10 protein-coding genes are annotated in these 12298 nt (G+C 62.5%); 7 read left to right on the top strand and 3 right to left on the bottom strand.

Annotated elements, in window-relative coordinates; all coding sequences use genetic code 11:
- Nucleotides 1-45: 45 nt before the first annotated feature.
- The 7 genes from ASB65_RS14250 to ASB65_RS14280 all read left to right on the top strand — a co-directional run bounded on the left by ASB65_RS14250 (nt 46) and on the right by ASB65_RS14280 (nt 8094).
- Nucleotides 46-2460, top strand: a complete 2415-nt coding sequence (locus ASB65_RS14250; RefSeq protein ID WP_060724350.1) for a TonB-dependent receptor domain-containing protein — start codon at nt 46-48, stop codon at nt 2458-2460.
- Between the two features lie 64 nt (nt 2461-2524).
- Nucleotides 2525-3442, top strand: coding sequence for an iron-siderophore ABC transporter substrate-binding protein (locus ASB65_RS14255; protein WP_060724351.1), 918 nt, complete (start codon nt 2525-2527; stop codon nt 3440-3442).
- Nucleotides 3439-4467 (top strand): FecCD family ABC transporter permease, encoded by a 1029-nt coding sequence (locus ASB65_RS14260; RefSeq protein WP_060724352.1) that lies wholly within the window; start codon nt 3439-3441, stop codon nt 4465-4467. The genes ASB65_RS14255 and ASB65_RS14260 overlap by 4 nt, the downstream gene beginning before the upstream one ends.
- Nucleotides 4464-5450 carry a FecCD family ABC transporter permease gene (locus ASB65_RS14265; RefSeq protein WP_060724353.1) on the top strand — a complete coding sequence of 329 codons (987 nt, stop codon included), beginning with the start codon at nt 4464-4466 and terminating at the stop codon, nt 5448-5450. Before ASB65_RS14260 ends, ASB65_RS14265 begins: the two co-directional genes overlap by 4 nt.
- Nucleotides 5437-6234 carry an ABC transporter ATP-binding protein gene (locus tag ASB65_RS14270; protein ID WP_060724354.1) on the top strand — a complete coding sequence of 266 codons (798 nt, stop codon included), beginning with the start codon at nt 5437-5439 and terminating at the stop codon, nt 6232-6234. Before ASB65_RS14265 ends, ASB65_RS14270 begins: the two co-directional genes overlap by 14 nt.
- A gap of 296 nt (nt 6235-6530) precedes the next feature.
- The gene (locus ASB65_RS14275) at nt 6531-7082 is read left to right on the top strand and encodes an RNA polymerase sigma factor (protein WP_060724355.1); all 552 of its coding nucleotides are present in this window, start codon (nt 6531-6533) and stop codon (nt 7080-7082) included.
- Nucleotides 7083-7140: 58 nt separating this feature from the next.
- On the top strand, nt 7141-8094 hold the full coding sequence (locus tag ASB65_RS14280; protein ID WP_003504309.1) for a FecR family protein: 954 nt from the start codon (nt 7141-7143) through the stop codon (nt 8092-8094).
- A 25-nt stretch (nt 8095-8119) separates the two neighbouring features.
- On the opposite strand, the gene ASB65_RS14285 is transcribed toward ASB65_RS14280, so the two are convergent.
- From ASB65_RS14285 to ASB65_RS14295, 3 genes are read right to left on the bottom strand one after another with little or no spacing between them, the layout of a single operon-like run.
- Nucleotides 8120-9517 carry an FGGY family carbohydrate kinase gene (locus ASB65_RS14285; protein WP_060724356.1) on the bottom strand — a complete coding sequence of 466 codons (1398 nt, stop codon included), beginning with the start codon at nt 9515-9517 and terminating at the stop codon, nt 8120-8122.
- Entirely contained in the window at nt 9517-10779 is a 1263-nt protein-coding gene (locus tag ASB65_RS14290) for an NAD(P)/FAD-dependent oxidoreductase (protein WP_060724357.1), read from the bottom strand. The genes ASB65_RS14285 and ASB65_RS14290 overlap by 1 nt, the downstream gene beginning before the upstream one ends.
- Nucleotides 10776-12173: an NAD(P)/FAD-dependent oxidoreductase gene (locus tag ASB65_RS14295; protein ID WP_060724388.1), complete on the bottom strand. Its 1398-nt coding sequence runs from the start codon at nt 12171-12173 to the stop codon at nt 10776-10778. Before ASB65_RS14295 ends, ASB65_RS14290 begins: the two co-directional genes overlap by 4 nt.
- Nucleotides 12174-12298 lie beyond the last annotated feature (125 nt).

Here is a 12298-nt window from a genome sequence, read left to right on the forward strand (position 1 = left end):
TGGTGGGCTGCGGCGTGTCGAATACCGTAGGATTTGGGGGTTTTGATGAGTAAGACAATTTCCGTCTCGCGTGGGGCCAAGGCGGGCCTGCGGGCGGCGCTTCTGGCTGGCACTGCCATTGCCATGAGCCCGGCAATACCGGCAATGGTGAGTGCGGCGAGGGCACAATCGGCGGAACGCACAATCTCGGTGCCTGCCGGACCCCTTACCCCGGCATTGAACAGCCTTGCCGCACAGACGGGATTGCAGATTCTCTTCGACGCATCTGTTGCCGCAGGCAAGAGAACCGCCGGAGTCAGCGGCACCCTCACCCCCGAAAAGGCGCTGAACGCAGTGCTGGCAGGCACCAATGTCAATGCACGCTTTGCCGGCAGCAACCGGGTGACCCTGTGGAGCGGCCCCGGCCTTTCGGCCGCAGGCACCGCACAGGACGGCACGACGGTGCTGGATGCCATCACCATTTACGGCGCGCGCGACGCGACGACGTTGAACAACACGACGGCGAGCGTCGGCATCGTCACCGCCAAGGCAATCGAGGATGGCCAGATCAGATATACGCAGGACGCTTACCGGCGGCTTGCCAACGTGCTCGACAGCGCGACGGTCAATGCCGGCTTCGTCATTCGCGGCATGAGTTCCGAGGGCTTCGTCCCCGGCGGGGCGCCGGTCGGATCGCTTTACGTGGATGGCATTCTCCAGACCCGTTACAATGCCCGTTTCGGTGCGAGAAGCCTCTGGGACGTCGAGCAGGTCGAGGTCTATCGTGGCCCGCAATCGACGCTCTCCGGCCGCGCCGCCATGTCGGGCGCAATCTATATCAAGTCGAAGGATCCGACCTTCGACAAGGAGCTGGAACTGTCCGGCACCGTCGGCAACAATAACCGGGTCGGCTCCGGCTTCGTCGTCAATACGCCTGTCGTCGAGGATCAGGTGGCGCTGCGCATTTCCGGTGCCTTCGAGCGTTCCCGTTCGGATGTTTCCTATTCGAATTTCAGAGACTACGCCGGTTATGACGACCTGACCACGGATATCAGCCGCAACATTCGCGCGAAGGTGCTCATAACCCCTTCCGAGATGCCGGATACGCGCGCCCTTCTGACCTACGCCTATTCGAAGGATCGCCCGAATGACCGGCTGGTCGGCCTCTATGACGGGCGCGGCGACTTCAACAACAATCCCGATACCTATACGGAATTCCGCTGGACCGAGGTCCATAATGTCGGTCTCGAAATCACCCATGATTTCTCCTCCAGCCTGCGGTTCACCTCCCAGACCGGCTTTCAATACGGCATAAACACACGCCGCTCCGTCGATGCGGGCACGCCCGGCCTGGTCACCGGCATCTGGGGTACGGACGACGATTCGATATTCACCCAGGAATTTCGCCTGAACTACGAAGGAGAACGGTGGAAGTGGGTCGCCGGCCTTTTCGGCAGCCATCAGGTCTTCGACGGCTGGTCGCGTTTTGTCGCGGAAGTGCCGGGCATACCCATGCCCGCACAGCTCGACGACCAGCAGAACCGCAAAACCTCAAACCTCGCCGCCTTCGGCGAGGCGACCTATGAGTTCGCACCGAGCTGGTTCATCACCGCCGGCGGCCGTCTGGACTATCTCGAGGAAACGAATACGGAGCTGAATTCCTTCGTCTTTTACGGGATGGATCCCTTCTTTTCCGGGGGACCCGCATCCTTTGACGAGTTGAATTTCGTACCCAAGATCGGCCTCTCCAGGGAATTCGGCGAAAATCAAACGGTCGGCTTCACCTACACACAGGGTTTCCGTTCGGGCGGCTCCTATGTCAATCGCAGCGATCCGGCCTTCCCCCTCGTGACCTACGAACCGGAATATTCCCAGAGCTACGAGCTTTCTTACAAGGGAACCCTGCTGGACGACCGGCTCACCCTCAATGCCAATCTCTTTTATACCAAATATGAAGATCAGCAGATCGAAATCCGTCCCCCGTCTCTCATTCCGGGATATCGCATAACGGAAAATGCCGCGTCATCGCGCGCATGGGGTTTTGAAATCGAGCCGACCTATCAGGTGACCGACCAGTTCTCGGCTTTCGCCTCAATCGGTTATCTGAACACCAAATTCCTTGAGTTCGATCACGGCGGCCTGGGCGAGCAATCCGGAAAATCCTTCCCTGAAGCGCCGGAATGGACCCTCGGCTTCGGCGGGCGTTATGAGTTCGAGAACGGGGTTTATGTCGGCGCGGACGCCAAATACACCACGGAGTATAATTCACGCTTCGGCACGCGCGGCATGTACGAAATCGACTCCCGCTTCATCGTCAACGCCCAGCTCGGCTTCAAGAAGGACAATTGGGAGATAACTGCTTTTGCGGAAAACCTCACCGACGAAAAATACTTCACCGTTGTCGATCCGGATGCGGCCCTGCCATTCGGACAGGCCGGCCAAAGGCGGTCGTTCGGTGTCAATCTCCGTGCGAAATTCTGACAATCCGCGTTGCGGGGCGAAAGCCCCGCAATACGCCTCCACGTTCATTGAATGGGTACCGGTCTTGCGCTTCTGTCTTGCCTTTCTTTTCCTCATCCTGCCCGCCTCCCTTGCCCACGCAGCCTGCCAGGGAAAGGAGATAACCGAAGGCGTTTATAACCCGCCCTTCTGCGTTCCGGCTGAAGTGAAGACGATCGTAACACTCGATCCGCTGCTGACGCTCGGGCTCCTCATCGAACTTGAGGCTCCCGTCGTCGCCACGCCCTATATGGCAATTCAGGACCCTGCGGTTCTTCAGGTCGTCAGGCAGGCGAAGATGATCGATCTGGGCAATCCGAAGGAGCCGAGCCTCGAGCGGATCGCGGCGCTGAAACCTGACCTCATCATCGGCAGCACCGAAGGCCATTCGCCGATCTATGAGACGGCGTCGAAGATCGCACCGACCGTCCTCGTCAACCACATGGACTGGAAGAAATATCTCGCGCTGCTCTCCGAAATGACGGGACGCAAGGGCGCCGCGCAGGAGGCGCTCGCCGCCTACGAAAAGCGGGTGACGTCGATCCGCGCGCGAATGAAGGATGTGACGGTTTCGACCGTTCGTTTCGCTCCCGGCCGGTTCGTCGTCTTCCTGGACGGTCCTGCCGCCTATGCGCCGTTTGCGGTGCTGCGCGAAGCCGGGGTAAAGCGCACAGCCTATGAGACGGTGACTGACGGCACCATCGTCAAGCGGCCGGATTGGGAGGAATTGGCCAATCTCGATGGTGACATCCTCCTCTATGTTTCCGCCAGCGGCTTCGAAAGCGGGCCGGACGATGCGCTCGAGCAGGAGGTCATCGGCAACCCGCTCTGGCAGCTTCTGCCCGCCGCGCGCAACGGGCGGGCCTACCGTGTCGATCGCATTGCCTGGCAGAGCTTCCACGGCATTGCTTCCGCAAACCGGATACTGGACGACATAGAGCGTTATGTTCTGGCGGATCGATGAACCGCAAACTATCCGGACGTTTTGTCGGTACCGATAGCGGCAAGGCTCTCGCCCTTGCTGCACTGCTGTGTCTACTTGCCGCCGCGTCGCTTCTTGCCGTGGCGCTCGGCACCGTGCGTATACCTCTATCCACGATTCTGGACGCGATTTTCCGGTTTGACGGGTCGCGAAACCCCCTCCTCGTCGTGGCGGTTCGCCTGCCGCGTGTCATCGCAGCCCTTCTGGCCGGCAGCGCGCTTGCCGTCTCGGGGGCGATCATGCAGGCCATCACCAACAACCCCCTCGCCTCACCCGGCCTGCTCGGCATCAATGCGGGTGCTGCCTTCGCAGTTGTCTCCATCATGACCTTTTTCGGTGCGGGTGTCGGCGATATCTACATCTGGTTCGCCTTTTTGGGCGCGGGTATCGCGGCGTTTGCCGTTACTTTGCTTTCCTCGTTCGGCCCCATCCGTCATTCGCCGGTCGGGCTCATTCTTGCCGGTGCGATCGTCGCGGCCTTCCTCACGTCGCTCACCAGCGCCGTGCTCATCTTCGATCAAAGCACGCTCGATGCCGTGCGCATGTGGACGGCAGGCTCGGTGACGGGCAGAACCATGGCGCAGGCAGCAACTGTCGCGCCCTATATTGCCTTTGGCCTCATCGTCTCGCTTTTCCTCGGTCGGCATTTGACGACGCTGAGCCTTGGCGCGGATACCGCGCGCTCGGTCGGGCAAAATACGGCCCTCTGGCGCGGGGTGGCGATCGTCACCGTCATCCTGCTTGCCGGCGGCGCAGTGGCGCTTGCGGGGCCGATCGGCTTTGTCGGCCTCATCGTCCCGCATATCGTCCGGATGGCCGTCAGCGCCGACTATCGCTGGATCATTCCGTTTTCGGCGCTTGGCGGCGCGCTGCTCGTGGTCGGGGCGGATATGGCCGGGCGCATGGTATTCGGCAGCCAGAATTTTCCCGTGGGCGTGACGATCGCGCTTGTCGGCGCGCCGTTTTTCCTATGGCTCGCACGCAACCGGATGAGAGGCGAAACATGATCCGCCTTTTCCTTGCGCTTACCCTGTTGCTCGCGATCCTTGTCCTCGCAAGCCTCGCATTGGGTGACATTTCGTTATCCTGGCCGGCCCTGTTCGATGTTTTTGCCGGCGGATCACCGGCAAACCCGCAGGATGCGATCATCGTCCTCGACCTGCGCCTGCCGCGCGTGCTGCTTTCTATCCTTGTCGGAATGGCTCTTGCGACCGCGGGCACCATATCGCTCGCCATCATGCGCAATCCGCTTGCCGAGCCCGGAGTGCTCGGCATCAATAGCGGCGCGGCCGCAGCCGTCATGGCCGTCATCGTTCTCATGCGGGACCCGCCGGTGGCACTGCTTCAGGCCGCCGGTTTCGGCGGCGCGGTCCTGATGGCGGCGGCGGTCTATCTCCTTGCCTGGCGAGGGGGAGCCTCGTCGCTTCGCATTATCCTGATCGGCATCGGGCTCGGCGCACTCGCCGCCGCCGGCACGACTTTCCTCTCCGCCTTCGGTGAGATCGGCGACGTCCAGCGGGCGATGGTCTGGCTTGCCGGCAGTGTCTACGACGCCACCATGATCAAGGTGCGGCTTCTCGCCTTGTGGCTCATCCTGCCTGCTACACTCGCATGGATGGCTTCACGCGAACTCGATCTCATCCGGTTCGGCGATAATTCGGCAAAAAGCCTCGGCCAGCCGGTCGATCGCATTCGCGGCATGATGATCGTGCTCGTCACGATCATCTCCGGCGCGGCCGTTGCCGTCTCCGGTCTCATCGGCTTCGTCGGCCTCGTCGCACCGCATATCGCCCGCAGGCTGGTCGGAGCGTCTCACGCCCGCATTTTCCCCGTTGCGGCTCTTGTCGGTGCGTGCCTCGTCGTCGCTGCCGATCTCCTGGGGCGCACCGTCATTGCGCCTGCGCAATTACCCGCGGGGATCGTTACCGGGCTCGTGGGAGCTCCCTTTTTCGCATATCTTCTCTGGGGACGCCGTCATGATCGTGGATGAGCAAAAAGCCGCCGAAAAGCTGGCAGGCGAGGCCATTACACTCGCCTATGACCGCCGCCCTGTCGTCGAGAATCTCGATCTCATCATTCCGGGCGGCTGCTTCACCGCTCTTATCGGCCCCAACGGCAGCGGCAAGTCCAGCATCCTGCGCAGCCTTGCAGGACTGATGACGCCGCTTTGCGGAACCATCCTGCTCGACGGCCGAAGCATCGCGGCGCTGTCGACCAGGCATATGGCGCGCCGGGTCGGCATGCTCCTACAGGGGCCAGTCGCGCCGGAAGGCCTGACGGTCCGCGATCTCGTCCGCCAGGGCCGCTATCCGCACCGCTCCCTCTTCGGCCGCTGGTCGGTTGAGGACGAGGCGGCCGTCAACGAGGCGCTTATGCTGGCGGGCATGGACACGCGTGCCGATCGCCCACTCGACAGCCTTTCCGGCGGCCAGCGCCAGCGCGCATGGATCGCCATGACGCTTGCGCAGCAAAGCGAGGTGATCCTGCTTGATGAACCAACGACCTACCTCGACCTCGAGCACCAGATTGAACTCATGCATCTGGTGACGCGGCTGGTCAGCCGCCATGGCAAGACCGTCGTCGCGGTGCTGCACGACATCAATCAGGCTGCCCGCTATGCCGAACACATCATCATTCTCAAGAACGGCGAAATCACCGCCGCCGGCCGACCAGCGAACGTGATCTCGGCGGATACCATCGAGACCGTCTTCAACGTCAAGACTGTGGTGATCCGCGATCCGGTCGCCGGAACCCCGCTCTGCATCCCGCTTTAAGCGGCGCGGCTTTCGGCCGCTTTCCAGTTACAAAATTATCACACCAGCTACCTTTTCAAACGAAGCTGGAGACGAGAACCCTCCTTCCCGCCGAAACATTTGAGAGTGAAATCCGCAATAAAATCAGGCATAAAGATGAGTACTAATATCATCTTTAAAGCTTGCCGTAAGTTCAACGTTCGAATCGTTCTAACCTGTTGTACTTGCAAGCAATCTTTGAAGCCGGTAGCGATTTTACCATTGGCACCCGAGAAACAAACGCACGGGTGAGCCCGGTTATTGCGAATTGAGTGCCGATGTCGAACCCCTCATCTTCTCCGCCTTCCTGGGACATTCCCGACAGCAATGACCTGCTGAACCGGGCGATGGAGATTTATTACCACGACATCACGGCTGCGGTTCACCGCAGGGGGCATCCGCGCTCCACGGCGCGGGACGTGGTGCATGATCTTTATGTCAGGCTCGCCGCAAAACCTGACATCCTGCAAAACAAGCGATCGGTGAAAGCTTTCCTTTGCCGCGCGGCGATCAATCTCGGCATCGACAGGATGCGGCGGGAGACCATGGAATCGCGGCTGTTTTCCGGTTCCGAGCGCGAGGCGATGGCGGTGGCGAGCGCAGGTCCGGCACCGGATCATGCACTGGAGATCGAAGCGCGCATCGCAATTCTTCGTCAGGCGATCACCGAACTGCCGACGCGCCGGCGCGTCGTCTTCATCCTGCACCGGCTGCATCATCTCACACCGGATGAAATTTCGGCAAAACTCAACATCTCCAGAAACATGGCGGACAGGCATCTGCGCCACGCCTTCGCCCACTGCCTCGACCGGCTGCTTCTGATCGGCTAAACGTCCCAAATCGGCGATGCCAAACGTCTAGAAGACAAGGGAGCTGCTGGAGACGCCAATGCGTGAGAACGAAGCGATGAACGCTCAGCGAAAGCGCAACCGCGAGGCTGCGGACTGGTTGCTCCGCAACGGCGATCCTCAGCAATCGGCCGAAGACAGGGCGCACTTCACGGACTGGCTCAACGATCCGGAAAACTGTCGCACCTATAGTGCCGCCGAGCGACTGATGGGCGACGCACGCAAGGCCATCCAGTCGGACCCGAAGCTCGCCGGCATAAAAGCCACGCCGCGTAACCTTGCGAAACCCGTCACAACCACCGTCGTTCTTTTCGCCATGGCAACCGCGACCTTTTTCCTTCTCGACGGCCCGATGCGTCTTCAGGCGGACGTCATCGCCGGGACAGATGAGATGCCGGTCATCGACCTTGAGGACGGCTCCAGAGTTCAGCTCAACGCCTCCTCGGCAATCGCCATCGATTTCAACCGGACCCGGCGAACGGTCCACCTTCTGCGCGGGCAGGCCTATTTCGAGGTTGCCCATGCGCCGGAACGACCCTTCAGCGTCGAAGCCGGAACCACGCGCGTGACGGCCCTCGGGACCGCCTTCGACGTCCGCTACGGCGAGACCGACACGGAGGTGACCGTAACCGAAAACGCGGTCCTTCTTGAACCGGACAATGATGGACCGTTCTCCCGACGCGTCCAGCAGGGCGAGCAGGCGACCTATGATCGAATGAAGGGCGAAACAAGCGTCCAGCCGGTCGACAGTCTCGTCGCACTCGCCTGGAAGCGCGGACAGATCGCCGTCGACAATGCGCCGCTTTCTTATGTCGTTGAAGAAATGAACCGCCATTTCGGCGGCAGGATCGTCATCGCCGGAAGCTCGCTCGCCGCCAGACGCGTGAGTGGAACAGTCGCGATCGCCGACACCGACGCCGCCCTTTCATTCGTGAGGGAAGCGCTCGGCGTGAAAGCGACAAGGCTTGGTCCGTTTATCGTCATCCGCGACTGACGTGGCCATCTCGTAAACAAGCGCCTCACCCGCCCCGCCAGCCCCGCGCATTGTCTATGGCGCGTGCAAAGCGGGCGTGGTCGGCGGCCCCGACCGATCCGTCAGGCGTGAATATCTCGGCATCGTTTCGCATGGCGGCTACATCGATGCCGCAGAGCTCCGCCAAGCCGAGCGCCGTCAACTCGCGCATGGCCGGCACGCGAATGGTCCGGCCACTGGCTGCGGCCAGAAAACGGGCGAAATAGCGACTGTTCGACAAGCCGCCATCGATGGAGATCATGTCGCCTATGGGAGCGACAGCCGACGCCGCCTCGATCAGCCCAGCCGTCAGCAGGGCAATGCCTTCCAGCACGGCGCACACCATGTCACTTCGTTCCGTGGTGTGGTCCATGCCGATGAAAAGCGGCACGGTCTGCCTGTCCCAATAGGGCGCGGCAAGGCCCGAAAGGGCGGGCACGAATACAAGGCCGCGGCGAATGGCCGAGGGTCCTTCGAAACCGTCGAGTTCGGCACTATCTGCGTATAGGCCGATCTTTTTCGCCCATTCGAGCGCCGCGCCGGCATCATAGACGCCGCCTTCAATGGCGAAGACGGCGCGCGCGCCCTGCATCTGCCAGCCGATGGTCGGCAGAAGCTCACCCGTCAACGGACGCCCGTTACCGGCAACGGCCAGCAGAAAGGCCCCGGTTCCGAAGGTTATCTTGCAATCGCCGGCCTTGCGGCAGCCATGCCCATAAAGCGCGGCCTGCTGATCGACAATGGAAACGCGGATGGACGTTCCCTCGACCGCGCCAAAACCGCCATCGACAGGACCGATCATGGGCAGGCAATCCATCGGCACGCCGTGAAGCGCGCAGAGTTCAGGGCTCCAGTCTCCGGTTGAAAGATCGAGCAGCCCCGTGCGCGACGCCGTCGCAAGGTCCGTGCGGAAAGAGCCCGTCAGCCGGTCCAGAAAAAAAGCATCGGTGGTGCCCAGCCGCAAACGCCCTGCGGCCCTTGCCTGCGCCACTGCCGGATTGTGCTTCAACAGCCAGGCCAGTTTGCTGGCCGAAAAATAGGGATCGAGCGGCAGCCCGCAAATCTCTTTCGAACGATCCGTTGCCGAAGGCGGCAGGGCGGCCAGCGCTTCGACGGTGCGGGCATCCTGCCAGACGATGACCGGCGACAGCGCCTCGCCGCTCACGGCATCCCACGCCAGACAACTCTCGCCCTGATTGGCGATGGCGATGGCGTCCACCGGTCCGGCGGCAGCCAGCACCGCGCGAATATTGCGCAGCAGTTCTTCCGGATCATGTTCCACATGGCCGGCGGCCGGGTAAAATTGCGCGTGACGCCGGCTGGCCACGACCTCCGCCGTGCCGCTATCGCTCACCACAAGGCACCGGGTCGATGTCGTCCCCTGATCGATCGCCGCAATGCGCATCAATTGGTCTCCCGAAAGTGAAAGGCAATCTGGCTCGCTTCAAACGCAGCGCCGGGAATGGGCACCAGCACACGGCGTTCAGGGCGCCACAGGCCGGTCTTGCTCCACACTTCCGTTCCGTCGAGACGAAGCGAAAGCCGGCCTTGAACGCGTCTGGTGAAACGAAGCTGAAAATCGCGAAATGCCGGTCTATCGAGTCCACCCGGCCGCAACATGGCTGGAACCGCCAGTTTGAGCGGATCGGCGAAGGCAACGGGAACCCCCGGCGCGTTGCAGGGTTCCCGGGCGAGATCGTCAGCCACCGACGCGCCAACGCGGCGGCCTTCGCGAAACGCCCAGCCGCCCGTTTCCACGGCTCGCAAGACATTCCCGCTGGCGAAGAAAACCGGATTGGCCATCCGTCCGTCCTGATCGATCAGCGGCCCGGCACTGCCTGCCGCAACATCCACGGGGGATGCATTGAGAAGCGCTGCCTCAGGTGTGAATCGCCCGGTGAGCAGAACACCGTCGCATTGAACGGTCAGGATGCGGCCATCCGCCAGACGGATATCGGCCTCCTCGACACGGTCACGCCCGCGAATATCCGTGAGTGTCGCACCACAATGAAAGGGCACCCCGACCAGTCGCGGAAACCAATGAAAAGGCGACCGCGCCAGCGGATGAGGCTCCGGCTCGATCATCGCGACCGGTCGGGTGCGATGGGTGAGGCAGGTCAGAAGTGCGGAAAAGGAAACCAGCTCCGAACCGATGATCAACGGCCGGCGAAAGGGCATGATGCCGTGAAAGGCGACATAGGATTGCAGCGTGCCGGTGGTGACCACGCCCACCGGACGGTCGCCGGGCAGAAGCCGCACGGAGCGTGGTTTTTCCCGCGCACCTGTCGCCAGCACGATACGCCGGGCCTTCAACGCCTCGACGCCACGCGCCGATGTCACCAGCAGCACGCCATCCTGCCCCAGTTCCACCACGGAATGACCGGTGCGGATATCGACACCCGCCTCCTGTGCTTGCCGCTGCAGGTGTTGTGCATAGGCTGGGCCGAAATAAACCCGCCTGAATTCGCGCATGCCGAAGGGCGAGTGCAGGCAATGCCGGGTCGCACCGCCAAGGGCCGGCTCGCGGTCGAGGATCATCACACGGGCGATACCGCGCGCTTTCAGCTCCAGCGCCGCAGCCACGCCCGCCGGGCCGCCGCCAACCACGATTGCATCTGCATTCTCAGCGTTTGGATGCTCTCGTTGAAAGTGCTCCACGGCGCTCATCGGTCGTCTCCCTCCCGAACGGCAAGCGGGGTTGCCAGACGGTCGCCCGTCATCGCGGCCAGCCGGGCATTGCAATAAAAGCCCTGACAGCGGCCCATGCCGGCGCGGGTGCGCCGCCGCAGCCCGCCGAAATCACCGGGCGGCACCGGGCTTAAAAATGCCGCCTCGATCTCGCGGCGGGTGACGAGTTCGCAATGACAGACGATTTCGCCGTGATCGGCGCGCTGCCAGTCCCGCTCGCAGGTTTCGGTCAGGTTGGGCATCGTCACTTCGGGGACTGATGGCGGCGGGGCAAAACCCCTACCGAAACCCTCGTGGAGCGTCAAAGCATGCTGCGCCAGCCCGAGTGCTGCGCTGAGACCCGTGGAACGCACCCCGCCAAGCGTGATGGTGCGCCGCTCGGGCCGCGCGGAAATCCGGTAATGTTTCTTTTCGGAGGCCGGCCGCAGACCGGCATAAACGGCGGTTACGGGAACAGAGGCCAGCGCCGGGACGATCTCCGCCCCGCGTTTCAGCAGCGCCTCCAGCGGCGCCGTCCCGCCCGTCGCGCGTTCGCGGTCGTCCTGCTCTTCCGCCGTCGGCCCGACGAGAACATTGCCGAAGGCGGTGGGGCACACCACGATGCCCTTGGTGATTTCGGTGGGAACAGGCAGAACGATGCGCGGCACATGCCGGCGGGCAGCCTTATCAAGCACGACGAACTGCCCCTTGCGGGGCTTGATGGTGAATTCGGGCGGAAGCCCCAGACGCGCATCGACGATATCGCCGAACAGACCGGCGGTATTGACGACGCTCGTGGCAAGGATAGCGCCCGCCGTCGTCTCTATCCGCCACGCATCGTCGAACACACCGGACAGACCCCCCGCGTTTCGCACCAGCGGCGCGCCCAGCGCCGCCGCCTGCGTGAGATAGCCAAGCGGGGCGGACCACGGATCAATGATATGTTCGCCCGGAACGTCGAGCGCGGCGACAAGGCGCTCGGATAGGCCCGGCATGGTTTCACGGGCCTGCCCGGCCGCGAGGAGCTCAAGTCCGGCAATGCCGTTGCGCCGCCCCTGATCGGCGATCGCCTGCAATTTTTCCGCCTCAGCCGGGTTCCAGGCGCAGACGAGCGCGCCGGTTTCGACGAGGCTAAGACCCATCTGCCCATGAATGGACAGATATTCCGCCCGGCCCGCCTTCACCAGTTCCAGTTCCAGACTGCCTTCCGGCGCATCGAAGCCGGTATGGAGGATGGCGCTGTTGGCCTTGGAGGCGCCGGAGAGGATATCGGGGCCTTTTTCGACGACCACCACCTTCGCACCGGCCAGCGCGAAACGGCGGGCGACCGCGCAACCGACCACACCGGCGCCGATGACGGCAACGTCGAATTCCGTGGAGGGGGTCTGAGCCATGGGCTTCCCTTTGCCTTCGTCCTTCAAAGCGAAATCAACAGGCGCGACGGATCGCGCCGATGCAGCAGCGGCGTTCATAAACGAGAGTGAAATTCGCGCCTGTGCCAGTAGGGGCAGCCAGCACC

It is taken from the genome of Agrobacterium tumefaciens str. B6 (assembly GCF_001541315.1).
Taxonomy (GTDB): Bacteria; Pseudomonadota; Alphaproteobacteria; order Rhizobiales; family Rhizobiaceae; genus Agrobacterium; species Agrobacterium radiobacter.